This window comes from Thiomonas arsenitoxydans (genome assembly GCF_000253115.1).
GTDB lineage: Bacteria > Pseudomonadota > Gammaproteobacteria > Burkholderiales > Burkholderiaceae_C > Thiomonas > Thiomonas arsenitoxydans.
In genome coordinates, this window is the sequence record NC_014145.1 from 3264731 (window position 1) to 3290182 (window position 25452).

The 25452-nt window shown below is 65.2% G+C and carries 19 protein-coding genes and 1 riboswitch; of the genes, 14 read left to right on the forward strand and 5 right to left on the reverse strand.

From position 1 onward, the window contains the following. Nucleotides 1–28 precede the first annotated feature (28 nt). A riboswitch (S-adenosyl-L-homocysteine riboswitch) is annotated at nucleotides 29–108 on the forward strand. Between the two features lie 44 nt (nucleotides 109–152). Next, nucleotides 153–2891: a methionine synthase gene (gene metH, locus THI_RS15485; protein ID WP_013107204.1), complete on the forward strand. Its 2739-nt coding sequence runs from the start codon at nucleotides 153–155 to the stop codon at nucleotides 2889–2891. A gap of 272 nt (nucleotides 2892–3163) precedes the next feature. Here the strand turns inward: metH and THI_RS15490 are convergent, their stop codons facing one another. The 3 genes from THI_RS15490 to THI_RS15500 form a co-directional block, all read right to left on the reverse strand. Further along, nucleotides 3164–6292 (reverse strand): efflux RND transporter permease subunit, encoded by a 3129-nt coding sequence (locus THI_RS15490; RefSeq protein ID WP_013107205.1) that lies wholly within the window; start codon nucleotides 6290–6292, stop codon nucleotides 3164–3166. A gap of 15 nt (nucleotides 6293–6307) precedes the next feature. After that, nucleotides 6308–7492, reverse strand: a complete 1185-nt coding sequence (locus THI_RS15495) for an efflux RND transporter periplasmic adaptor subunit (RefSeq protein WP_013107206.1) — start codon at nucleotides 7490–7492, stop codon at nucleotides 6308–6310. Nucleotides 7493–7558: 66 nt separating this feature from the next. Continuing rightward, complete coding sequence (locus THI_RS15500; protein WP_013107207.1) at nucleotides 7559–9061, reverse strand: efflux transporter outer membrane subunit; 1503 nt, start codon at nucleotides 9059–9061, stop codon at nucleotides 7559–7561. A gap of 237 nt (nucleotides 9062–9298) precedes the next feature. On the opposite strand from THI_RS15500, the gene THI_RS15505 reads away from it, so the two are divergent. From THI_RS15505 to THI_RS15515, 3 genes are all read left to right on the forward strand, one after another. Beyond that, nucleotides 9299–10183 carry a helix-turn-helix domain-containing protein gene (locus THI_RS15505; RefSeq protein ID WP_013107208.1) on the forward strand — a complete coding sequence of 295 codons (885 nt, stop codon included), beginning with the start codon at nucleotides 9299–9301 and terminating at the stop codon, nucleotides 10181–10183. A 93-nt stretch (nucleotides 10184–10276) separates the two neighbouring features. Next, the gene (locus THI_RS15510) at nucleotides 10277–11554 is read left to right on the forward strand and encodes an O-acetylhomoserine aminocarboxypropyltransferase/cysteine synthase family protein (RefSeq protein ID WP_013107209.1); all 1278 of its coding nucleotides are present in this window, start codon (nucleotides 10277–10279) and stop codon (nucleotides 11552–11554) included. 100 nt (nucleotides 11555–11654) lie between these two features. Further along, nucleotides 11655–12416 carry a glycine zipper 2TM domain-containing protein gene (locus THI_RS15515; protein ID WP_013107210.1) on the forward strand — a complete coding sequence of 254 codons (762 nt, stop codon included), beginning with the start codon at nucleotides 11655–11657 and terminating at the stop codon, nucleotides 12414–12416. 274 nt (nucleotides 12417–12690) lie between these two features. Here THI_RS15515 and THI_RS15520 read toward each other — a convergent pair whose 3' ends face one another. Continuing rightward, on the reverse strand, nucleotides 12691–14217 hold the full coding sequence (locus tag THI_RS15520) for a YifB family Mg chelatase-like AAA ATPase (RefSeq protein WP_013107211.1): 1527 nt from the start codon (nucleotides 14215–14217) through the stop codon (nucleotides 12691–12693). Nucleotides 14218–14226: 9 nt separating this feature from the next. Further along, on the reverse strand, nucleotides 14227–14514 hold the full coding sequence (locus THI_RS15525) for an accessory factor UbiK family protein (RefSeq protein ID WP_013107212.1): 288 nt from the start codon (nucleotides 14512–14514) through the stop codon (nucleotides 14227–14229). Between the two features lie 295 nt (nucleotides 14515–14809). Between THI_RS15525 and THI_RS15530 the strand changes: the two genes are divergently transcribed. From THI_RS15530 to THI_RS15575, 10 genes are all read left to right on the forward strand, one after another. Further along, nucleotides 14810–15925: an outer membrane beta-barrel protein gene (locus THI_RS15530; protein ID WP_013107213.1), complete on the forward strand. Its 1116-nt coding sequence runs from the start codon at nucleotides 14810–14812 to the stop codon at nucleotides 15923–15925. A 36-nt stretch (nucleotides 15926–15961) separates the two neighbouring features. After that, complete coding sequence (locus THI_RS15535; RefSeq protein ID WP_013107214.1) at nucleotides 15962–16300, forward strand: P-II family nitrogen regulator; 339 nt, start codon at nucleotides 15962–15964, stop codon at nucleotides 16298–16300. Continuing rightward, entirely contained in the window at nucleotides 16224–17654 is a 1431-nt protein-coding gene (locus tag THI_RS15540; RefSeq protein WP_407830061.1) for an ammonium transporter, read from the forward strand. Before THI_RS15535 ends, THI_RS15540 begins: the two co-directional genes overlap by 77 nt. Before the next feature lie 178 nt (nucleotides 17655–17832). Then, on the forward strand, nucleotides 17833–18291 hold the full coding sequence (locus THI_RS15545) for a nuclear transport factor 2 family protein (RefSeq protein WP_041609342.1): 459 nt from the start codon (nucleotides 17833–17835) through the stop codon (nucleotides 18289–18291). Nucleotides 18292–18330: 39 nt separating this feature from the next. Beyond that, nucleotides 18331–18870, forward strand: coding sequence for an RNA polymerase sigma factor (locus tag THI_RS15550; protein WP_013107217.1), 540 nt, complete (start codon nucleotides 18331–18333; stop codon nucleotides 18868–18870). Beyond that, on the forward strand, nucleotides 18867–19733 hold the full coding sequence (locus tag THI_RS15555; protein ID WP_013107218.1) for an anti-sigma factor family protein: 867 nt from the start codon (nucleotides 18867–18869) through the stop codon (nucleotides 19731–19733). The genes THI_RS15550 and THI_RS15555 overlap by 4 nt, the downstream gene beginning before the upstream one ends. Nucleotides 19734–19890: 157 nt before the next feature. Beyond that, nucleotides 19891–20661: an extracellular solute-binding protein gene (locus THI_RS15560; RefSeq protein WP_013107219.1), complete on the forward strand. Its 771-nt coding sequence runs from the start codon at nucleotides 19891–19893 to the stop codon at nucleotides 20659–20661. An 81-nt stretch (nucleotides 20662–20742) separates the two neighbouring features. Further along, nucleotides 20743–22035 (forward strand): glutamate--cysteine ligase, encoded by a 1293-nt coding sequence (gshA, locus tag THI_RS15565; RefSeq protein WP_013107220.1) that lies wholly within the window; start codon nucleotides 20743–20745, stop codon nucleotides 22033–22035. A 19-nt stretch (nucleotides 22036–22054) separates the two neighbouring features. Next, entirely contained in the window at nucleotides 22055–23083 is a 1029-nt protein-coding gene (gene gshB / locus THI_RS15570) for a glutathione synthase (protein WP_013107221.1), read from the forward strand. 36 nt (nucleotides 23084–23119) lie between these two features. Beyond that, nucleotides 23120–25375, forward strand: coding sequence for a sensor histidine kinase (locus THI_RS15575; protein WP_050986062.1), 2256 nt, complete (start codon nucleotides 23120–23122; stop codon nucleotides 25373–25375). Nucleotides 25376–25452 lie beyond the last annotated feature (77 nt).

Consider the following 25452-nt stretch of genomic DNA (forward strand, 5'->3'; position numbering starts at 1 on the left):
CTCATTCCTATTGATATTTACAATAGGTCACTCCAAGGAGCGTTGCAGCGCCTGCCGCGAAGTGTGCGGCAGGGGTCAGGCTTGGGGTCTCAACGGCGCTCATCCCTTCTTCCCCTGCGCGGTGACGAAGGCTGACAACTGATCGAGATCCCATGTCCCAAGACGCAACCGCCCCCGCTCTGCCCCCGCTGCAACTCTCCGGCCTCGAGCCGCTCATCGTCGGCCCCGGCTCGCTGTTCGTCAACATCGGCGAGCGCACCAATGTGACGGGTTCCAAAGCCTTCGCCCGCATGATCCTCGCCGGGGAGTACGACAAGGCGCTGGCCGTGGCACGGCAGCAGGTGGAAAACGGCGCGCAGATCATCGATGTCAATATGGACGAAGCCATGCTCGACAGCAAGGCGGCGATGGTGCGCTTTCTCAACCTCATGGCCTCCGAGCCCGACATCGCCCGTGTGCCGGTGATGATCGACAGTTCCAAGTGGAGCGTGATCGAGGCGGGGCTGCGCTGCGTGCAGGGCAAGGCGGTGGTGAACTCCATCTCCATGAAAGAGGGCGAGGCCGAGTTCATTCGCCAGGCGCGGCTACTGCGCCGCTATGGCGCGGCCACCGTGGTCATGGCGTTCGACGAGCAGGGGCAGGCCGATACCTTCGAGCGCAAGACGCAGATCTGCGAGCGCGCCTATCGCCTGTTGGTCGATCAGGTGGGGTTTCCGGCGGAAGACATCATTTTCGATCCCAACATTTTCGCCATCGCCACCGGCATCGAGGAGCACAACAACTACGCGGTCGATTTCATCAACGCCACGCGCTGGATCAAGCAGAACCTGCCCGGTGCCAAGGTGTCGGGCGGCGTGTCCAACGTGAGTTTCAGCTTCCGCGGCAACGAGCCGGTGCGCGAGGCCATCCACACCGTGTTCCTGTATCACGCCATTGCCGCCGGGATGGACATGGGCATCGTCAACGCCGGGCAAATGGGCGTTTACGACGACCTCGACCCCGAGTTGCGCGAGCGCGTGGAAGACGTGGTGCTCAACCGCCGCCCCGACGCCACCGAGCGCCTGCTCGAAGTGGCCGAAGCGGTGAAGGGCGCGGCCAAAGACGATAGCGTCCGGCTGGCCTGGCGCGAGCTGCCGGTGCGCCAGCGTCTGAGCCACGCGCTGGTGCACGGCATTACCGACTTCATCGTCGACGACACCGAAGAAGTCTGGCAGACCATCCGTGCCGAAGGCGGGCGGCCGCTGCACGTCATCGAAGGCCCGCTGATGGACGGCATGAACGTGGTCGGCGACTTGTTCGGCGCGGGCAAGATGTTTCTGCCGCAAGTGGTGAAAAGCGCACGGGTGATGAAGCAAGCCGTGGCCCATCTGCTGCCCTACATCGAGGCCGAGAAAATGGAAATGCAGGCCGCGGGTTGCGATGTGCGCGCCAAGGGCAAGATCGTCATCGCCACGGTGAAGGGCGACGTGCACGACATCGGCAAGAACATCGTCACCGTGGTGCTCCAGTGCAACAACTTCGAAGTGGTGAACATGGGCGTGATGGTGCCCGCCAAGGACATCCTCGCCAAGGCGCGCGAGGAAGGCGCGGACATCATCGGGCTGTCCGGCCTGATCACCCCGAGCCTCGAAGAAATGCAGCATGTGGCCGCCGAGATGCAACGCGACGACTACTTCCGCAGCCGCAAGATGCCACTGCTCATCGGCGGTGCCACCACCAGCCGGGTGCACACCGCGGTGAAAATTTCCCCGCATTACGAAGGGCCGGTGGTGTATGTGCCCGACGCCTCGCGCAGTGTGGGCGTGGCGCAGAGCCTGCTGTCCGATCAGGCAGCGGCCTATATCGCCGAGATCGAGGCCGACTACGAAAAGGTGCGCATTCTGCACGCCAACAAGCGCGTGACGCCCTTGGTCCCGCTGGCTGCCGCCCGCGCCAACAAAAGCAAAATCGACTGGTCAGGCTACACGCCGCCGGTGCCCAAGTTCATCGGGCGGCGCGTGTTCCGCAACTACGACCTGTCCGAGATCGCGGCCTGCATCGACTGGGCGCCCTTCTTCCAGACCTGGGATCTGGCGGGCAAGTTTCCCGACATCCTCACCGACGACATCGTGGGCGAATCCGCTCGCCGCGTGTACAGCGACGCGCAGCGCATGCTCAAGCGTCTGATCGAAGGCCGCTGGCTCACCGCCAATGCCGTCATCGGGTTATGGCCGGCCAATAGTGTGAATGATGACGACATCGCACTCTATACCGACGAGAGCCGCAGCAGCGAGCTGATGGTGTGGCATGGCCTGCGCCAGCAGACCGAGCGCCCGGTGGTGGACGGCGTACCCCGCCCCAACCGCGCGCTGGCCGACTTCATCGCGCCCAAGGGCGTCGCGGCGGACTACATCGGCATGTTCGCCGTGACCGCCGGACTGGGGGTGGAAGCAAAGGAAAAAGCCTTCCTCGCCGACCTCGACGACTATTCCGCCATCATGCTCAAGTCGCTGGCGGACCGCTTGGCCGAGGCATTGGCCGAGCGCATGCACCAGCGCGTGCGCACCGAGTTCTGGGCCTATGCGCCCGAAGAATCGCTGAGCAACGCCGAGTTGATCGCCGAGAAGTACCGGGGCATCCGCCCGGCGCCGGGTTATCCCGCCTGCCCTGAACACTCGGTGAAAGGGGAGATGTTCGCCGCGCTGCAGGCGCAGGACATCGGCATGTCGCTGACCGAGAGCTGGGCCATGATGCCCGCAGCCAGCGTGAGCGGCTTTTATTTCGCCCACCCGCAGGCGCAATACTTCAATGTCGGCGCGGTGGGTGAAGACCAGAAGGCCGATTGGGAACGCAGAGCCGGTCGGCCGTTGGAGTCGGTGGCGATACAGGCGCTGGAGCCCGCCAAGGTCTGAGTCGCGTTGCTGCACCGTGTTGTTGCACCGAGTTGCCACGGCTGAGTCCAGCAACGCTTTTGGCACTGTGCCGCCGTTCTCGGCCCGCTTTAGCCGCACGGTCTTGCGCGTCAGTCACACAGATCGATGCGCGAGATGACAGGCGGCAGCAGGAGAACGTGACACGAGCTCCTCTGCATCATGGTCGCCCCCCCAAAAAGACTTTTCTGGCAGAGCGAGACCATTGGGAATGCAAGAAAAAACCGGCGAAAAGCCGGTTTTTTCAATAATGCTCAGTGCGCCGTAGAGGCGCCGCCGCCGGGCGGATGCGCCAGCGGGTCATTCGCCTCCGCTTCACGCAACGCCTGGGCGCGGGCCTCGTGGCTGTGGTCGGCGCCGAGCAGCATGTACATCGCAGGCACGACGAACAGCGTGAACAGGGTGCCGATGGACAGGCCGGTGGCGATGACCAGGCCCATGTTGAAACGGCTGACCGCGCCCGCTCCGCTGGCGAAAATCAGCGGCATGACGCCCAGCACCATGGCGGCAGTGGTCATCAGAATCGGACGCAGACGCATGCCTGCGGCGTGTTCGATGGCTTCGCGTTTACTTCGCCCTTCACGCTGCAGATTGTTGGCGAACTCGACGATGAGAATGCCATGCTTGGAGATCAAGCCGATCAGCGTCACCAGCCCGACCTCGGTGTAGATGTTGAGGGTGGCGTGGCCGATGCCCAGGTTGATGAACAGCAGCGCGCCCGAGATCGCCATGGGCACCGACACCAGAATGATGACCGGATCGCGGAAGCTCTCGAACTGTGCCGACAGCGCCAGGAAAATGATGATCATGGCGAAGCCGAAGGTCAGCACCAGCCCACCTGTCTCTTGCTCGAACTGGCGCGACGGCCCGGCGAAGTCGTAGCTATAGCCGACCGGCAGGGTGCGCTTGGCGAGGGTCACCAGATCGTCCAGCGCCTGCCCCTGGGCGATGGTGGGCAGGGAAACGCCCTGAATGGTGGCCGAGTTGAGCTGCTGGAAGTGGTTGATGGTTTCGGGCTGCACGCTCGAGGTCAGGTGCACCACGGTGGACAGCGGCACCATCGCCCCGCTGGCCGTGCGGATGTAGTAGTGCTGCAGCTGGCTGGCATTGAGGCGGTACTTTTGCGCGACCTGCGGAATGACCTTGTAGGAGCGGCCGTCGAGCTCGAAAAAGTTGACGTAACCGCCGCCGAGCATGGCCGACATCGCCGAGCCGATGTCCTGCATGGTCAGGCCGAGTTGCGCGGCCATATTGCGGTCGATGTGCAGGCGGGTCTGCGGCAGGTCGATGCGCAGGTCAGACTGCAGGAAGATGAACTTGCCGGATTTCAGCGCGTCTTGCAGGAATTTCTGCGACACGTCATAGAGCTTGTCCGCCGGTTCGGTGGTGGTGATGACGAACTGGATGGGCAGCCCGCGCGAGCCCGGCAGCGGCGGCGGCTGGAACACGGCGATCTGGCTGCCGGCGATGTGATTGAGCTTTTGCTGTAGCTCGGGCTGCATCTGCGTGGCCGTGCGGGTGCGCTCGTTCCAGGGTTTGAGCACCATGCCGCCGATCACCTGACTGGGGGTGTTGAGCTGGAACACATGGTCGGTTTCGGGGAAGGTCTTGAACACGTCATAGACCTGCTTGGCATAGAGCGCGCGCTGATCGAGCGTGGCCGTCGGGCTGTTGAACGATATGGCGATGAGCACGCCCTGATCTTCCTGCGGCGCCAGCTCCGACATCGAGGTGGAGTAGAGGAAGTAGATGGAGCCCAGAATGATGACCGCCATCACCGCCGTCACCGGCAGAAAGTTGAGCGAGCCGTGCAGGGTGCGCTCGTAGCGGTTGTGCAGCCGATCGAAGCTGTGATCGAGGAACAGCACCAACCTGTCTTGCCAACTATGGCTCTGCGGATCGGGCGCCTTGAGCAGCTTGGAGCACATCATGGGCGACAGCGTCAGCGCGATGATGGCCGAGATCACCACGGTGCCCACCAGGGTGAAGGCGAACTCGGTGAACAGCGCACCGGTGAGGCCGCCCATGAAGCCGATGGGCACATACACCGCCACGAGCACGATGGTCATGGCGATGATGGGGTTGGCCAGTTCACGCGCGGCCCGCACGGCGGCGTCATGCCGCGACATGCCTTCTTCGAGGTGGCGGCTGATGTTCTCGACCACGATGATGGCGTCGTCCACCACCAGTCCGATGGCCAGCACGATGGATAGCAGGGTGAGCAGGTTGATCGAGTAGCCCAGCGCCAGCATGATGGTGAAGGTGCCCACGATCGACAGCGGGATGGCCACCAGCGGAATGATGACCGAGCGCAGCGAACCGAGGAAGATGAACACCACGGCGGTGACAATGAGCACGGCTTCGACCAGCGTCTTGATCACCTCGTCGATGGAGGAGGTGACGAACTTGGTCGAGTCGTACACGATCTGCCCCTTCAATCCGGCGGGCAACTGCTGCTGAATATCGGGGAAGACCTTGCGCACGCGGGCCACGACGTCGAGCAGATTGGCGCCGGGCGCCACCTGAATGCCGACAAACACCGAGGACTTGCCATCGAAGGCCACCGAGCTGTCGTAGTCGTCCGAGCCGAGGGTGACGTTGGCCACCTGATCGAGCCGCACCACCTGGCCGTCAACCGTCTTCACCACCATATTGCGGAAGCCGCTGAGCGACTTCAGATCGGTGTTGGCCGACACATTGATCTGCACCATCTGGCCCTTGGTATTGCCCGTGGCCGAGAGATAGTTGTTGGCGGCCAGGGCCGAATACACATCGGCGGCAGTCAGGCCGTAGGCCGCGAGTTTGTTGGGGTCGAGCCAGGCGCGCAGGGCGAAATTCTTGGCGCCCAGAATCTCCGCCGTCTGCACGCCGTCGACCGACTGCAGCCTGGGCTGCACCGAACGGGTGATGTAGTCGGTGATCTGATTGGGTTTGAGCACATCGCTGTAAAAGCCGATGTACATGGCGTCAATGGTCTGCCCGATGGAGACGGTGAGCACCGGCTTCTGCGCCGCGGCGGGCAGCTGGTTGAGCACCGAGTTCACCTTGGTATTGATCTCGGTAAGCGCCTTGTCGGGGTCGTAGTTCAGCCGCAGGTTGGCGGTGATGGTGCTGCTGCTCTGCACGCTGCTCGACGTCATGTAGTCGATGCCGTTGGCCTGCGCGATGGCGTTTTCCAGCGGCGTGGTGATGAAACTGGCCACCAGATTGGCGTCGGCGCCGGGGTAGGTGGTGGTGACGGTGACCACGGCGTTCTGCGTGTACGGATATTGCAGCACCGGCAGCAAGCCCGCCGAGCGCAGGCCGAGCACCAGAATCACCAGGCTGACCACCATGGCCAGTACCGGACGATCAATGAAGATGTCTGTGAATTTCTTGTTCATCGCGCTCTAGCCGGTTCAGGAATTGGGCACTTGCGGGTTGGGGTTGTCCGACGGCTGCACGCTGTTGTTGATCAGCACCGGCACGCCATTGCGCAGCTTGAGCTGCCCGGCGGTCACCACGGTGTCACCGGCCTTCAGCCCGCTGAGCACGGCCACCTGGTCTCCGCGCGTCAACCCGGTGGTGATGAAGCGCTGCTCGGCCACCAGCTTGGGTTTGCCGTCGGCGCCCTTGCCTTCGTCCTTGACCAGAAAGACCGTCGCGCCATACGGGTTGTAGGCCACGGCCGCGTTAGGCAGGGTGATGTAGTTGCGCGGCTCGCCGTCGGTCAGTCGTATCGTGGCGAACACGCCGGGCAGCAACTCGCCCTTGGGGTTGGGAATGCGGGCGCGCACCGTGAGGTTGCGCGTGGCCGTGTTGATCTGCGGCTCGACCGCGATGACCTTGGCTTCGAAGGTTTTGCCGGGCGCCGCGTTGGTAGTGAGCTCCGCCTTCATGCCCACATGCACCAGATCGATCTGGTTCTGCGGCACGGTGAAGTCGATGTCCATCGGATCGAGCGCCTGCAGCGTGACCACCGCCGTGCCCGGCGCCAGATATTGGCCGAGGTTGACCTGCCGAATGCCCAGCACGCCCGTGAACGGCGCGGTGACAGTGGCCTGCGCCAGCACCGCCTTTTGTGCGTTGATCTGCTCGGCCAGCGCCTTGAGTTGGGCCTGCACGCTGGTCACATTGGCACGATCGGTGTCAACCACGGCCTGGCTGATGGCCTGCACCTTGAGCTGCGCTTCGTCTCGCGCCAGAGTGATTTGCGCCAGATTGAGCTGCGCCTGCAACTGTCCGACCTGCGCCTGCAGCTGCGCGAGTTGGGCGCGCTGCGGGGCGTCGTTGATCTGCGCCAGCACTTGGCCTGCGCGCACTTTCTCGCCAGAGCGGAAATGAATGGCGGTGACCACTCCTGCGATCTGCGGACTGAGCGAGGCCTGCTGGCTGGCGCGCAAATTACCGAGCGCCTCGACCGTGGGCTGCCAGGATGACTCCTGCGCCACGATGGTCGAAACCGTCTGCGGCGGGTTGGACATGCCCTTGATCGCCTTGGCAATCATGGTGCTCTTGAAGTGCTGGAACCACACCATCCCCCCAATCAGGACGGCGGCGATGATGAGCATGATGATCATGCGCTTGGTGGTGCCTTTGGTCATCTGTGAACTCCGTGTACTGGCTTTTGTAGGGGGGCTGATCGGGAATGCCGAGGGAATATTGAGGGCTTACTTGCTGGCCGACGCAGCGGCGACTGGGGCGCTCTGCTCATCCAGCACACCGCCGCCCATGGCCTGATAGAGCGCCGCGCTGTCGGCCAGACGCTGCGCCTGGGCCGAGATCAGGCCGATGCGGGTTTGCTGCGCCTGCTGCTGCGCGGTGAGCAACTGCAGATAGCTGGCGGCGCCCAGCAGGTATTGCTGATCGACGAGCTTGAGCGACTCTTGCGCTGCCGTATCGGCTGCGGCCTGCGCCTGCAGCGTCTGCGCGTCGTTGTCGAGCGCGCGCAGGGCATCGGCCACATTGCGCAGGGCTTGCAGCACGGTCTGTTGATAGTTGGCTCCGGCCGCTTGCAGGCTGGCTTCAGCCGCGTTTGCACCGGCCTTCAAACCGGCATTGAATAGGGGCTGAGCCAGACTGCCGGCCAGCGACCAAACCGCCGAGCCCGGGCCGAACAAGGCGCCCATCGTGAGCGCCTGCGTGCCCAGACTGGCGCTGAGATTGATCTGCGGATAAAGGTTGGAGACTGCCACGCCGTACTGCGCCGTGGCCGCGTGCAACAGCGCCTGGCTGGCCTGGACGTCCGGACGCTGCTGCACCAGCGCGGACGGCACGACGACGGGCAGCGTTTGCGGCAAGGTGAAGTCGGCCAGGGTGAACCGAGGAATATCGGCCGCGCCCGGCGCCTGGCCGAGCAACACGGCCAGCAGATGATCGGTCTGCTCGAGCTTGTTGCGCAGCGGCGGCACGCTGGCGCGCGTCTGCTCCACCTGAGTTTCTAGCGTCAGCACATCGGTGCGGGCCGCCGCGCCGAGGGCGAAGCGTTTGCGGGCGATATCGAGCTGGTTTTGCTGCGCCTTGAGGATGGTCTCGGTGGCGTCGATCTGCGCCCCAAGCTGAGCCTGGGTGAACGCCGCCGTGACCACATTGGCCGCCAGGGTCAGCTTGGCCCCCTGGAGCTGGTACTGCTGATAGTCGGCCTGCGCGGCCAGGGCTTCGAGCGCGCGGCGGTTGCCGCCGAACAGGTCGAAGTTGTAGTTGACCGCAATGCTGGCGTTGTAGAGGTTGAAAATGTTTGTGGCGCTGCTGCTCTGTCCGACAGACGCCGCATTGGTCTGATTGCGGTTGGCGCCGAGCTTGCCATTGACCGTGGGATAGAGCGTGGAACCGGCCTGCGCCTGGTAAGTCTGCTGCGCCTGGCGCAGGGTGGCTTCGGCGGCGGCCAGCGTCGGGCTGCTGCGCTGCGCCGCGTCCACCAAGCTATCGAGGCGGGAAGAGCCATACACCCGCCACCAGTCAGGTGCGATGCGCTCGACCGTCTGAAAACGCTGCGCCCCACCCAGCGTGCCAGGGGCCGATGCGGTCTGCGCGGGCAAGGCCTCGCGGGTGTACTGCTGAACCGAGGGCGCCCTGGGCGTATGGAAATCGGGGCCGACCGTCGTGCAGCCGCCAAGCAGGGCGGCGCCAAGGGCAATCCATAAAACGCGAGGGGTCGCGGGCAAATTCTGCATAAGGCGGTCCGGAGAGGCGGAAGGCAATGGGGGAGAAAAACCTGACGATTTTCACCGCGCGATGCGCCCGGGAGCAGGGCGCTGCGGATCAAAAGCCGACTGATTCTAGGATGCGCTTGCGATTCCTGCCGGGCGCGCTCCCCCGATTGCATGGGACGAACGAGGCGGATGCTAGGGGAGGACGATATGGCCGGGTTGCTTTAGTATGCCAATGAATATCCCAAACACGCCACACAAATGCGCCACACAAACGCCACGATGCCCCGCACCGCGCCGACGTCCACTGATGGTGAATGCAGCAAGGCCGAGTTGCTCGACCGCATCAATCACCTGGGCGGCGCCGAGCTGATCGCGGTGAATGTGCGCAATCAGCTCGCCATGGACCCGCAGACCCATTGCCACGCCCGCGGCACACTGTTTCTGCTCACCGAGGGTCTGGTCATTGTGGAAACCGCGCAGGGTCGCCAGCTTTCCCCCTCGCAGACCATCGGCTGGATGCCGCCCGGCGTGGGGCACGCGGTGCAGTCTTACGGGCCGACCGCGGGTTTCGGCGCCTTTCTCACGCCGCAGTTCTGCGGCGATCTGCCGGCCGAACCGACGAGCTACCCGGTGAACCCGCTGGTGGCGCTGGTGCTGCAAAAGGCGCTGAGCTGGCCGCACGACGCCCCGCTCGATCTCACCCGCATGCGTCTGCTGCTGGTGCTGCTCGATGAATTACGCCAGTCGCCCGCCCGCCCGCTGCAACTACCCTGGCCGCAGGACGCCCGGTTGCTGAGCATCGCCCGCGCCCTGCTGGGCAATATCGCCAGCCCGCGCACCCTGGAGCAATGGGCGCGCTGGGCCGACATCAGCGCCCGCTCGCTGAGCCGGAAATTCGTGCTGGAAACCGGCATGAGCTTCGCCCAATGGCGGCAATGGGCGCGGCTGACCCAGGCGCTGGAATGGCTGGCCACGGGCCGGGCGGTGAAGGATGTGGCGCTGTCTCTGGGGTATGACAGTGTGAGCGCCTTCATCAAGACCTTCCGCCAGGCGCTGGGCACCACGCCATCGGCCTACTTCCAGACGCAGCAGCGCAAGCAGGCGGCCTTGAGTCCTCGCGTCGCTGCAGATCAAGAGGCATAAGCTTCAAACGATTCGATCCTTGGATTTGCGTCAAATGCCCATTAGGCTTTGACCCACATTGGGCTTTGACCCATATCGACCGGAGACCTCCCCATGAAATTCGAAACCCTGGCCGTCCACGCCGGCTACAGCCCCGATCCCGTGACCCGCTCTGTGGCCGTACCCATTTACCAGACGGTGTCGTACGCCTTCGACGACACCCAGCACGGCGCCGATCTGTTCGACCTGAAGGTCGCGGGCAATATCTACACCCGTATGATGAATCCGACCAACGACGTGCTGGAAAAGCGCGTCGCAGCGCTCGAAGGCGGCATGGCGGCGCTGACGGTGGCCTCGGGCATGGCCGCCATCACCGCGGCGATTCAAACCCTGGCCGAGGCGGGCGACAACATCGTCTCCAGCAGCCGTTTGTATGGCGGCACCTACAACCTGTTCGCCCACACCTTCCCGCGGCAAGGGCTGGAGGTGCGCTTCGCCGACCCGCGCGACCCAGATGCCTTCGCCCGGCTGATCGACGCCCGCACCCGCGCGGTGTTTTGCGAAACCATCGGCAATCCGCTGGGCAACGTCACCGACATCGGCGCGCTCGCCGCGGTGGCGCACGCCCATGGCGTGCCGCTGATCGTGGACAACACCGTGCCCTCGCCCTACCTCTGCCGTCCGTTCGAGCACGGCGCCGACATCGTGGTGCACGCGCTGACCAAATACCTCGGCGGCCACGGCAACAGCATGGGCGGAGCCATCGTCGACTCCGGCAAGTTCGACTGGGCCGCGCACGCCGACCGCTTCAAGCTGCTGGTCGAGCCCGATGTGAGCTATCACGGCGTGAGCTACACAGCGCAGTTCGGCGCCGCCGCGTTCATCGCCCGCGCCCGCGTGGTGCCGCTGCGCAATATGGGGGCGGCGCTGTCTCCGCTCAACGCCTTTCTCATTCTGCAGGGCATCGAAACGCTGCCGCTGCGCATGGACCGCATCTGCGCCAACGCACTGCACATCGCTACGCACCTGCAAAAGCATCCGCGCGTGGCCTGGGTGCGCTACGCCGGGCTGGTCGACCATCCCGATCACGACGTCGCCCAGCGCTTGATGCAGGGCCGTGCCTCGGGCATCCTGAGCTTCGGGCTCAAAGGCGGTCGCGAGGCTGGGGCGCGCTTTCAGGATGCGCTCAAGCTGTTCATTCGGCTGGTCAACATCGGCGACTGCAAGTCGCTGGCCTGCCATCCGGCCACGACCACGCATCGCCAGCTCAACGCGCAGGAACTGGCTGCTGCCGGGGTGAGCGAGGACATGGTGCGGCTGTCCATCGGCATCGAGAATCAGCAAGACCTGATCGCCGACCTAGATCAGGCGCTGGAGGCCAGCGGCCACTGATGTGCAGCGCTGCGGGCGGCTGTCGTTGGCGGCTGTCGTCAAATAGGCGGTCTGTTGCGTTAACCACGCATACATTTCATCGGAATCACGGGAGAGCAATATGTCATCCATTCCTCCGCAAGGGCCAGCCACGGCGGGAAAAGGCGTCTGGATCGCGGTTTTCGTCATGGGCGCCGTCATCGTGGCCTTGCTGGCCGCGGTGCTTTACAAGCTCAGCGATGGCTCGGGCAGCAAGCCCGAAGTCGCCGCAGCCTCAGCGGTAGCCGCACCTATCAAGTCACCGACCGCTGCGTCGCAACCGGCCAGCGCGCCGGTCGTGGCAACAGGCCTCGCCCCAAGGTCCGCCGCCGAATCGGCCCAGGCGCCCGCGCCCCAGCCTGTGGTCAAACAGCCCATAGTCGCCCCGCAACCCTCCCGCGTGGCACAACAGACGGCCGCGCCGCAGACCTTCGCGCCGCAACAGTTCGCTCCTCAACAAGTTGCACCGCAAACCGCGCCCGTTCCGGCCGCACCGCAACAGCCCGTCTGCAATAACTGCGGCACGGTGACAGCGGTCACGCCGGTGCAGGTGCAGTCGCAGCAGACCAACCCGGTGGGCGTGATCGCCGGGGGACTCATCGGCGGCATCCTGGGCAATCAGGTCGGCGGCGGTGACGGACGCAAGCTAGCCACCGTGGCTGGCGCGATCGGCGGCGGCCTCGCGGGCAACGAAATCGCCAAACGGGTGGATGCGCAGACCGTCTACAACGTGCAAGTCCGCCTGGACAACGGTCAGGTACAGACGATGCAGCTCAAGGTCGCCCCGCCCGTGGGGCAGCGTGTGCAGATTGGCGCCGACGGCGGACTCAACCCGATTCAATAGGGTCTTGCCCACGCTATTTCTTAACGGCCAAACACCGCCTGTTTACGGGGGGCCGCCACACTGTTCGCGGATGATTGACGGGAAAGATAGAGCGTTACAAAATGGGCTGAACTTTTTGCTTTTTTCCTGAACAGAACTGGTGCTACGTGGCTTGAGTTCATGCTCGATCCTGTGGCCCTCCAAGTTGCCCGGTAGTCTGCTCTACAGACTCTCCCCCCGATCCGGGCATTTCCAGCCAGGTGCGCAAAGCACCTGGCTTTTTTTTGTGCTCAGATCACTCCGATGCCAAGGCGCGGCGCAACTGCATGGCCTCGGCCAGATGGGGCAAACCGATGCGCTGCGAACCGGCCAGATCGGCGATGGTGCGCGCCAGCCGCAGTACCCGATGCGCCGCACGCGAAGACCACCCCAGCCGGGTGATGGCCTGGCTCAGAAACGCGCTGCCGGCGGTGTCGAGGGCGCAGTGCTCATCGAGTTCAGCGCCCTGTAACTGGGCATTGAGTGCCCCTTGCCGCGACTGCTGCCGATCAGCGGCTATGGCCACACGAGCGGCGATCTGTGCGCTGGTTTCGCCTTGCGGCAACTGCAGCAGCGCGTCAGGCGCAATGGCGCCGACTTCGACCTGAATGTCGATGCGGTCGAGCAAGGGGCCGGAGATACGCCCCTGATACCGCGACACCTGGTCGGGCGTACAGCGGCAGGCCCTGGTGGCATGCCCCAAATAGCCGCAGGGACAGGGATTCATCGCCGCGATGAGCTGAAACCGCGCCGGAAACTCGGCCTGCCGCGCCGCGCGGGAAATATGAATACGCCCGGTCTCCAGTGGTTCGCGCAGGCTCTCCAGCACGGCGCGGTCAAATTCGGGGAGTTCGTCGAGGAAAAGAACATTCTGCGTGGCCAGACTGATTTCGCCGGGCCGGATGGCTCCCGCGCCGCCGCCCACCAGCGCCACCGCCGACGCGGTGTGGTGCGGGCTGCGCACAAAACGGCGCCCCCATTGCGTCGGATCGAAGCGTCCCACCAGACTGAGCACCGTCGCGCTCTCCAGCGCCTGCGCGCGGGTCAAGGGCGGCAGCAAGCTGGCAAAACGTTGCGCCAGCATGGACTTGCCGCTGCCCGGCGGCCCCACCATCAGCACATGATGTCCCCCGGCTGCGGCGATTTCCAGCGCGCGTTTCGCCGCGCTGTGGCCGCGCACTTCGGCCATGTCGGGCGCGTCGGCAGGTGCAACCTCAACCTTGGCAGATGTGACCGGCTGCGCGGCGCCGTCCTGTTCGAGCAGGTAGGCCACCACCTCCTGCAGATCACGCGCACCAAAAACAGCCGCGGCTTGCGCCAAAGCCGCCTCTTCAGCACTGGTTTGAGGCAAAACCAGCCGAGGCTCAGCCGCCTCGTCGTCCCCTTGCGCCCCAAGCGCACATGCCATGGCCAGCGCTCCCCGCGTAGGGCGCAACGCCCCGGTGAGCGACAACTCTCCTGCGAAAGTATGCCCTTGCAGACGCTGCGCCGGGATGAGCCCCTGCGCTGCCAGCAGCCCGATGGCAATGGGCAGATCGAAGCGGCCGGACTCCTTGGGCAGATCGGCCGGTGCCAGGTTGACGACGATGCGCTTGTTCGACGGAAAACCCAGCCCGCTATTGATGAGCGCGCTGCGCACGCGGTCGCGTGCCTCGCGCACCTCGGCCTCGGGCAGCCCGACGATGGTGAAGCCGGGCAAGCCGGGCGAAAGATGCACCTCCACCGTGACCGGCGGCGCCTCCATGCCCAGCAGCGCCCGGCTGGCGACTTGCGCCAGCGACATGGGCGCGGGTCAGCGCCAGGCGTCTTCGGGCGACGCGGGCGCGCTCTGCGACCCGTTGTCCAGCCGGGCTTGCAGTTCGCGCACCTGAGCTTCGAGGGTATCGATCTGCTGGCGCGCGGCCAGCAGCATGCGCTGGGTGGCGTCGAACTCGTCGCGCGTCACCAAGTCGAGCCGCCCCGCGGCGGAATGCGCCAGTGCGCGCAAATTGCGCTGCGCATCGTGCAGCGGCGACTGTTCGATCAAGCGGCCGATCTGGTCGAAAAACGCGGTATTGCGTTGGCGAAAGCTGTCGTTCATGGCAAAACTCCTGAAATGACTCCTGGTGCGCATTGTGACCGATTTCCCCCGCCCGGCATGCGGCAGGCTATTGCGTTCTTGCGTCTCGCCAAGGATTGACCGGCCACCGAATGCACCAATGCGGCGCCAATTCTCCCGGCCGCACTGAACCGGTGCATGAATTCCGTTCTCCGTGGACGCCAAACAAGTAACAACGATGTGACATCGCCTCACAGACCTGGCACGAAAGCTGCAGATGCTCCCTGGCATTTGATGGTGGGCGTCTTGCCCGGCAGCACGCACAGGAGAAACTTGGATGAACAAAATCGCAATCGCCGCGGCCGTCGCCGCAGTTCTGGCCAGCTACGCGGGCGCAGCATCGGCACAAACCACCCCCGCCCCCGCAGCGCCTGCCGCTCCCAGCTTGGGTGCGGTGCTCGCCGCAACCCCTGGCCTGAGCATTACCGGCTATGTCTACGGTACTTACGACTACTTCGACACCTCGTCGACCCTGCTGCGCGCCTATGACACCAAGCCCAATGGCTTCAATGCCAACGGCGCCGCCGCAACTGTGGCTTACCTGCCCAGCTCAGGTTTCGGTGGCCAAGTCACCGTGCTCGGCGGCAACGACGCCAAGGCACTGAACGGCAGCAACTCGTTTTACCTGAACAACGCCTTCGTGCAATATGCCACCGGCGGACTCACCCTGATGGGCGGCAAGTTCGGCTCGCTGGCCGGCTTTGAAGTCACCAACCCAATGGGCAACGCCACGGTGTCGCGCAGCATTCTGTTCTGGGACATGGAACCCGGCTCGCTCACCGGCGTGCGCGCCAGCTACGCCGTGTCGCCTGCGCTGACCCTGATTGGCGGCGTGAACAACGGCTGGGTCAGCCCTCAGCCGAGCAACACGTCCAAGACGATTGAACTGGGCGCAAGTGGCAGCCCGAACTCCATGTTCTCCTACATGGCGGACTACTACCGCGGCCAGTCGCCGCTGTTCGGCGGCTCGACCAATGGCGTGCTGCAACTGCTCGACCTCGTTGGCACCTTCAACGTCAACAGCGCGCTGACCCTGGGCGCCAACGTCGATCTGCTTTCCAAGGACGACGTGCCTCTGGCCAGCGGCGGCACCGGTACCGGCAAGTCCAACGGCCTGGCGCTGTATGCCACCTACGCGTTGACGAGCGAATGGGGCGTGGCAACGCGCGGCGAATACGTCGATGACAAGGACGGCATGGTCTCCGGAACCAACGGCACCGCCAACAAGCTCAAGGAGCTGACTCTGGCGGTGAACTACACGCCGATGAAAAACGTCAAGCTGTCCGCCGAAGTGCGCCAAGACAAGTCCGACACCGCGATCTTCACCAAAAAAGACGGCTCCCCCACGACCAAGCAAAGCTCGCTTGAGTTGATGGCCGTTTACTCGTTCTGATCCCACGGGCCTACGGGCCCTCTGAAGGAGCCACACATGAAAATGATCACGGCCATCATCAAGCCGTTCAAGCTCGACGAGGTGCGCGAGTCCTTGTCGGGCATCGGGGTGACGGGCATCACCGTCACCGAAGTCAAGGGTTTCGGTCGGCAGAAGGGCCACACCGAGCTGTACCGCGGCGCGGAATACGTGGTCGATTTTCTGCCCAAGGTGAAGATCGAGGCGGCCGTGCCGGAAGCCCTGGTCGAACGCACCATCGAAGCGATTGAAACCGCAGCCCGCACGGGCAAGATCGGCGATGGCAAGATCTTCGTCTCTGCGCTCGAACAGGTCGTTCGCATCCGCACCGGTGAGACCGGTGGCGACGCCCTTTGACCCTGCCTGTGACTCCCTCCACGAGGAATCTGACATGAAAAAAAGTCTCGCAATTCCCGCAGCGCTCGGCGCGATGCTGCTCGGCATGGGCAGCGCCTGGGCGCAGACCGCCCCGGCCGCTGCAGCCTCCAATCCGGCCGCCTTCATTAACTCCGGCGACAACGCCTGGATGCTGACCTCCACCGCGCTGGTGCTGATGATGACCATTCCCGGTCTGGCGCTGTTCTATGGCGGCATGGTGCGCAAGAAAAACGTGCTCGCCACGCTGATGCAGAGCTTCGCCATCACCTGTCTGGTGACCGTGCTGTGGATGATCATCGGCTACAGCCTGGCTTTCACGCCGGGCAACGGGTTCATCGGCGGATTGAGCCGGTTCTTCCTGGGCGGCATGGGCCTGGATTCGGCCAACCCGTTGGCGCCGACCATTCCTGAGTCGACCTATATGACCTTCCAGATGACCTTCGCCATCATCACCCCGGCGCTGATCGTTGGATCGTTTGCAGACCGCATGAAGTTCTCGGCCCTGCTGTGGTTCATGGGCATCTGGCTGCTGGCCGTGTACGCCCCGATCGCTCACATGGTGTGGGGTGGCGGCTTCCTCGGCGGCGACGGCGTGCTTGACTACGCTGGCGGCACCGTGGTGCACATCAACGCCGGTATCGCCGGTCTGGTGGCTGCGCTGGTGATGGGCAAGCGCGTGGGCTACGGCAAGGAAGCCATGCCGCCGCACAACCTGATCCTGACCATGATTGGCGCCTCGCTGCTGTGGGTGGGCTGGTTCGGCTTCAACGCTGGTTCCGCAGTAGCTGCCAGCGACCGTGCCGGCATGGCCATGGCTGCCACGCAGATCGCTACCGCTGCTGCCGCACTGGGTTGGATGTTCGCTGAGTGGATTGCCCGCGGCAAACCCACCATCCTGGGCATCACCTCCGGCGCGGTTGCCGGCCTGGTGGCCATCACCCCGGCGTCCGGCTTTGTCGGCCCTGGCGGCGCGCTGGCCATCGGCCTGATCGCTGGCGTGGTGTGCTTCTGGACTGCGGTCTACATGAAGGAAATGATCGGCTATGACGACTCGCTCGACGCCTTCGGCGTGCATGCCATCGGCGGCATCGTCGGCGCCATGCTCACCGGCGTGTTCGCGGTCAAGGCCATCGGCGGCACCGCCGGCGCCCTGGAAGGCAATATGGCCCAGATCCTGATCCAGGCCAAGGGCGTGGGCTTCACCATCGTCTACGACGCCATCGTCACCTTCATCATCCTCAAAGTCATCGACATGGTCATCGGCCTGCGCGTCACCGAAGAGCAGGAACGCGAAGGTCTGGACATCAGTCTTCACGGCGAGCAAGTGCTGTAACGGGGTTTTTTCCTCCGGACGGTTTGGCAGCAGGAGTGCTGCCAGATCGGAAGGCGTCTCCTCATCCCCTCCCCGGGATGTTCCAACCGCCCCCAAACCGGGGCGGTTTTTTTCGTCCAGGGAATAATCGTTGCTCCGGGCCGTCTATGCAGCATCCCTACCCCAAACGGAGCTGATGATGAAAACCGCCACTCGACTGACCCCCACCCTCGCCGCCGCGGCACTGGCCCTCTCGGCGCTCTGGATCGCGCCGTCGGCCTACGCCGACACCCCCGTCGAGGCCGCCCGCGCGCACATCGAGGCAATTGCCGCAGGCAACGTGGACGCCATCACCGCCAGCTACGGCCCGGACGCCGTGCTCGAATGGGTCGGCGGCCCGCTGGATGGCCGCTACGCCTCAGCCGACACCATCAAGACCACCTGGACCAAGTTCACCAAGGCCAACGGCCCGCTCACCGCGACAATCGACCATCTGCAGGAGGCCGCCAATCCCAACGGCGCCACGGTGACTGCCGATGTCGTGTTCAAGGGCAAGACCGCCATTCCCGTGCGCTATGTGCTCACCTATCGCAGCGGCAAGCTGGTCGATGAAATCTGGCAGATCGACCCCAAGCTCGCCAGCAAAGGCGGATACTGATTCCACCCACGGTCCGCCCGCCCTCAAACCCGCCCCGCCATGGCCGACCGCCACCAGCTGCTGACCGAGCAGATCCCGCACCTGCGGCGCTATGCCCGCGTGCTCCACGCCGGACGCATGGCCGACGCCGACGATCTGGTGCAGGACACGCTGGAGCGCGCCGTCAACAAATGGGGGCTCTGGCGCGGGGTGGGCAGTGTGCGGCCCTGGCTGTTCTCCATCATGCACAACCTGTTCGTCGATCACTGCGCCGTGCGCAATGCGCAGGCCACGGAGTCCCTGGACGATCTGCCAGACGCCGCCCATCCAGTGCAAGCCGCAACACAGGAGCTTCACTTCGAAGCCCTCGAACTGCTGGCCGCCCTCCAGCGCCTGAGCGTGCCCTTGCGCGAGGTGTTGCTGCTGGTGGCCGTGGAAGGGCTCAGCTATACGGAGGCGGCCAAAGCGCTCGGCGTGCCCACCGGCACGGTGATGTCGCGCCTGTCGCGCGCCCGCAGCCAGCTCTGGCAACTCACCAACGGTGAAGGAGCGCAGCGCCCTGCCCTGCGCGTCATCGATGGGCAAAGGAGTGTGGGATGAATCCGCAACGCCCCGACCGCGACACCCTCATGGCCTACGCCGACGGCCAGCTCGACGCAGCCCGCAGCGCCGAGGTCGAGCGCTACCTGGAATACGAAGCCCGGCTGGCCCTGAATGGCGATGCGCCACCGCACGGCGCGCGAAGCTCCGTGAGCGCGGAAATCGCCGCCCTGCAGGCGCAGAACCTGGCGCTGCGCGAGGCACTCGCTCCCATGCTTGACGAACCGGTGCCTGCGCGCCTGTTGCAGCCTCTCGCGCCGCCTGCGCGCCCCTGGGCACGCGCGGCAGTCGTGGCGTTGTGGATCGGCGTGGGAGCGGCGGCCGGCAGCCTCGCCACCCGGGAGGCGCTGCAGCAAAACGGCCCCGTGGTCACCGCGCAGAACGAAGGCATGCAGCACTTCGTGCATCAGGCCGAACTCGCCTACGCCGTCTACACCCCGGACGCGCGCCGCCCGGTGGAAGTACGCGAAGGCAGCGATCTGACCACCTGGCTGTCGCGCCGCTTGCAGCGTCCCATCGTGGCCCCCGACACCCTGCCCGGCGGCCTAGTGCTCATGGGCGGCCGCCTGCTGCCCGGCATGCCGGGCAAACCCGCCGCACAGCTCATGTACCAGGACGCGCAAGGCCACCGCGTCACGGTCTATCTGCGCGGCATGGCCAAACCCACCGCCGAGATTTCATTTCGCATCGTGCCCGGAAAACCGGCGTCTACCTTCTATTGGGTGGATCGCCAATGGGGCTACGCGCTGACCGGCGATCTGCCCCGCGCCCAATTGCTCGACGCGGCGCGCGTGCTTTATCAGCGCTACACCGCCGACGATCCATCCGCCCTGCCGGGCTCCACAGCCGCGCCGCAAGCCTGACATCGCGACGCAGCTTTCAATTCCCCTCGCCCTGCAGACCGACGCTCTGGCGTCGATCGACCGGATTTTTTTTCAACGTTCAGGAGTGCTCATGACCCAACCCACCTCACCCAACCCGTCCGCTACCCAAGCCCCCGACGCCGGACGCCGCGCCCTGCTGCGCACCAGCCTGCTGGGCGCTGGTCTGCTGCTGGCCTCGGCCACGCCGCTGGCCCTGGCGGACAACGCCCCGTCGCTCAAGGTGTACGGCCCGGGCGGCCCGGCGCCCGCCATGAAGGAAGCGGCCACGGCCTTCGAGAAAGCCACGGGCATCAAGGTCGAAGTCACCGCCGGCCCCACCCCGAAGTGGATCGACGCCGCCCGGGCCAACGCCGACCTGATCTATTCCGGATCGGAAACCATGATGAGCGACTTCGTCACCGCCATGAACGGCCAGCTCGACAGTGCCGACGTCACTGCGCTCTACCTGCGGCCGCTCTCCATTCTGGTGCGCCCGGGCAACCCCAAGCACATCACCGGCTTCACCGATCTGCTCAAGCCCGGCATCAAGGTGCTCGTGGTCAACGGCGCCGGACAGAACGGGGTCTGGGAAGACGCCGCCGGTCGCCTGGGCGACATCCGCACCGTGCGCGCGCTGCGCAAGAACATCGTCGCCTATCCAGCCAACAGCGCGCTGGCCCGCCAGGCCTGGATCGACCAGCCCGATATCGACGCCTGGCTGATCTGGAATATCTGGCAGGTCTCCAACCCCAAGCTGGCCGAACAGGTGGCGGTGGAAGAGCCTTACCGCATCTACCGCGACACCGGCATCGCCCCGACCACACGCGGCAAACAGCTGCCCGCCTCGCAGCAGTTCATCGCCTTTTTGCAGAGCCCGCAAGGCGCGGCGATTTTTCAGCGCTGGGGCTGGATGACGAACGGCGCCTGAACCGGGGCAGATGCGGGAGCTCAGCGCGTTTGCGCTGCGTCTGCAAGAATCGGGGCTGTCCCCGCTTTTGCAAACAGAACAATGATCCCGCATCTCATCACCTCCTCGGGCGATCCCGTCCTCGAACTCGAACAGCGCATCCTGGAGGCGCAGCCCTCCATCGAGCGCTGGTTCCGCCTCGAATGGATGGAGCACACCCCGCCGTTCTACAGCTCGGTCGATCTGCGCAACGCCGGCTTCAAGCTCGCGCCGGTCGACACCAATCTCTATCCCGGCGGCTTCAACAATCTCTCCCCGGAGATGATGCCGCTGGCGGTGCAGGCCGCCATGGCCGCCATCGAGAAAATCTGCCCGGAGGCCAAGAACCTGCTGGTGATTCCCGAGAACCACACCCGCAACACCTTCTACCTCGAAAACGTCCACACCCTGATGCGCATCTTCCGCCAGGCCGGGCTGAATGTGCGTCTCGGGTCGCTCGACGAGACGGTCACCGAACCCATGCACCTCAAGCTGCCGTCGGGCGGCGAGCTGGTGGTGGAGCCGCTGATCCGCAACAAACTGCGCCTCGGGCTGAAAGACTTCGACCCCTGCACCATCCTGCTCAACAACGATCTGTCGGGCGGCATCCCGCCCATCCTGCAGGGTCTGCATGAGCAATACCTGCTGCCACCGCTGCATGCCGGCTGGGCCGTGCGGCGCAAGTCCAAGCACTTCCACGCGTATGACGATGTGGCGAAAAAATTCGCCAAGCTCATCGGCGTCGATCCGTGGATGCTCAACCCCTACTTCGCCCAGTGCGGCAAGGTCAACTTCCACGAGCGCCACGGCGAAGACTGTCTGGCCGAAGCGGTCGACAGCGTGCTGGCCAAGGTGCGCAAGAAGTACAAGGAATACGGCATTCAGGAGAAGCCCTTTGTCATCGTCAAGGCCGACGCGGGCACCTACGGCATGGGCGTGATGACCGTGCGCGACCCCAGCGAGGTGAAAGACCTCAACCGCAAGACCCGCAACAAAATGAGCGTGGTCAAGGAAGGGATGGAAGTCAGCGAAGTGCTGATTCAGGAAGGCGTGCCCAGCGTCGAGCGGCTTCAAGAGGCCGTGTGCGAGCCGGTGGTCTATATGATGGATCGCTATGTGGTGGGCGGGTTCTACCGCGTGCACGCCGACCGCGGGCCGGATGAGAACCTCAACGCCCCCGGCATGCACTTCGTGCCGCTGGCATTCGAGGAACAGTTCAACGTCACCCACCCGGAAGCCGCCCCCGGCACCAACGGGCCGAACCGCTTCTATATGTACGGCGTGATCGCCCGGCTGGCCATGGTGGCCGCCAGCTACGAGCTGGAGCGCACCGACCCCGAGACCGAGCTGGGCTGAGCCTCGGCCCGACAACATCATGCAACTGCTGTTCATCGCCGACCCGATCGCGTCCTTCAAGATTTACAAGGACACCACCTTCGCCATGATGCGCGAGGCGCAGGCGCGCGGCCATGTGCTCTGGGTATGCGAAGCCGCCGATCTGCACTGGAGGGGAGGGAACTCCTCCACACCCACCCTTGCGACGGGTGGGGAGGAGGCGATTGCAGCGCCGGTGACGGCCGTCTGCCGCCGCATCGAACTCACCGGGGCCACGTCGGGGCACGACTGGTACCGCGTGCTCGACCAGCGCCCGCTGGCCTTGCGCGAGGTGGATGCGGTACTCATGCGCAAAGACCCTCCCTTCGACAGCGAATATTTCTACGCCACCCATCTGCTGCAGCAAGCCGAGCGCGAAGGTGCGGCCGTGTTCAACAGCCCCCGGGCGCTGCGCGACCACCCGGAAAAGCTCGCCATTCTGGAGTTTCCACAGTTCATCACCCCCACCCTGGTCAGCCGCCGTGCGGCCGAAATCAAGGCGTTCTACGGCGAGCATGGCGACGTGATTCTCAAGCCGCTCGACGGCATGGGCGGCACGGGCATCTTTCGCCTGCGGCAGCAGGCCGATGGCAGCCCCGATCCCAACCTCAACGTGGTGATCGAAACCCTCACCGCCTTTGGTGCCACCACCGTGATGGCGCAGCGCTTCGTGCCCGCCATTGCGCAGGGCGACAAGCGGGTGCTGATCATCGACGGCGAGCCCGTGCCCTATTGCCTGGCGCGCATTCCGCAAGGCGGCGAGACACGCGGCAATCTGGCCGCTGGCGGATTGGGCGTGGCGCAGCCGCTCTCAGAGACCGACTGGGCCATCGCCCGCGCGCTGGGGCCGGTGCTGGCCGCGCGCGGTCTGCTGCTGGTGGGCATCGACATCATTGGCGACAAGCTCACCGAGATCAACGTCACCAGCCCGACCTGCTTTCAGGAAATCACCCAGCAATCCGGCTGCGATGTGGCCGCGCGCTTCATCTCCGCGCTCGAAGCCGCCGTCACACGATCCCGCCCCGATTGACGCCGCGGGCGCGCGGTGGGCGACAATCCGCCCATCATGCAGATGCCGCAAACCCGTTCCGCCCGCATTTTGATGGCGGCCTTGCTGCTGACCCTCGCGGGGGTCACCATGGCGCTGTACATCGCCCTCAATCAACCCTGGCTGGGGCTCACCCTGTCATCCCGCGCCGATGCGTACAGCCCGGGCATCGAGGTGCTGCATGTCGCTCGCAACGGCCCCGCCGCCGCCATCGCTCAAGGCTCGCGCTTGCTGTCGATCAGCGCGGGCGGGCAGCGCGTGGCCTTGCAGCCCAGCGACCTGATCGAAGAGCCCGACTATTTCGACACTTACGCCGAAGTCGAGCGCTTTTTTCAGCGTCAAACGCAGATCGCCGCGCTGCAGGCCCGTCCCCTGTTGCTGAGCTGGCAAGACCCTGCCGGACAGGTCTTCGAGCAGACCGTCGCGCCCCTGCCCAGCCGCCCGCTCGCCAGTCTGCCTTTGGTGTTCTGGTTCCAGTTGCTCTGCGGCGGCGTGGCCCTGCTCGTCGGCGCCTGGGTCTATGCGCTCAAACCCAAGGGCTGGCCGGGGCGGCTGCTGGCGCTCTCGGGGCTGCTGTTTCTGCCCAACACATACTCGGCCGCGATCTACAGCACCCGCGAACTGGCGCTGCCCGGCGGTCTGTTCGAGTTGCTCTCGGCCATCAATCATCTGGGCGCGCTGGGGTTCGGCGGCGCGTTGGCCGCGCTCTTTCTGGTGTACCCAGCGCGACTGGCGGCGGCGAAGTGGCTCTGGCCCGTGCCCATCATCGTGGTGGGCTGGTGGGCGATGGATGCCGCGCGGCTGGCGCCCAACGTGAGCTGGGGGGTGCGCATTCCGCTGCTGCTCGAAATCCTGCTGGCCGTGGCGCTGGCCGTGGTGCAGTGGCGGCGCAGCGCCATGCGCGCGGCCGACCGCGCCGCGCTGCGCTGGTTCATGCTCTCGGCCATGCTGGGCGCGTTCACCTTTGTCGTCTTCACCTTCGGTTCGAGAATGATCGGGGTGTTCACGCCGATGCAGCAGGGCTATGCCTTCGGTTTTTTTCTCGCCATGTACCTCGGCCTGGCGCTGGGGGTCGGGCGCTATCACCTGTTCGACCTCGACCGCTGGGCCTACCGGCTGCTGCTGTGGGTGCTGGGGCTGGGGCTGATCGTCGTGCTCGACATGCTGCTGGTGCTGCTGCTGAACTGGCGCCACGACCTGTCACTCATCCTCACCCTGCTGCTGGTCGGGCTGCTGTATTTGCCGATGCGGCAATGGCTGTGGGGACGCATGATGCAGGGCGAGTTGCCGCCCATCGACAAGCTGCTGCCCGAGATCATTTCGGTGGCCTTCACCGCGCAGACGCTGGAGCGCGAGCGCCGCTGGCTCGGCCTGCTCGACCGGCTGTACCAGCCGCTGCACAACCTGCCGATGCCGCCAAGCGAGGCCGACACCGCCCCCGGTCTGGCGCAGGACGGCATGGAGCTGCGCATCGCCCCGGCAGGCGGTCTGGCCGCGCGCCGTCTGCAAGGGCGCAGCGCCGGCCAGCGCCTGTTCACCGTGACCGACGCCGACCTGGCCGCCTCGCTCGTGACCCTGTTCAACCAGGCCGCGGCGGGTCGCGACGCGCTGGAGATCGGCGTGCAGCAAGAGCGCGACCGCATCGCCAGCGATCTTCACGACGACATCGGCGCCAAGCTGCTCACCCTGCGCCATCTGGTGCACGGCGAGCGCGAGCAGGCCATGCTGATGACCACCATCGATCAGTTACGCGCCATCGTGCGCGGGCTGCGGCAGGCGGTGCAACCGTGGGAAGAGTTCGCCGCCGACATCCGCTCGGAAACCGCGCAACGCCTGGCCGCAGCCGGTATGGCGCTCGACTGGCCGCCGCCGCTCATCGGCGGGCTGAGCGCCGCTCGGCTGCCCCCTCAAGACGCCGCGCAGCAATACCACCTGCGCGCCCTGCTGCAAGAGGCGGTGAGCAACGCCATACGCCACGCCCGCGCCAGCCGCGTTTCCGTGCGACTGAGCATCGTCGATGCAACCCGCATGCGGCTGGACGTTTTCGACGACGGCATCGGCATCGACCCGCAACATGCCACCTCCGGACATGGCCTGACCAGCATGCAGATCCGCGCCCGCGCCCTGGGCGGCCAGATCGCCTGGCGCCGCAACATCGACCGCGTACCGTCCAGCGCGCCCACCGACGAAGCCGCGGAAAGCGCCGCGCCGTCTTCGGGCCACGGCACCTGGGTGGAATTGGTGTTTCCCCTTGGGCCTGTTCACCCTATTTAGTCGCCTGTCACAACAAAGTCGATCCGGCCGCGCACAATGCGCCTCATTCAGTTTTTCAGAGCGCCGGTTTCGTTATA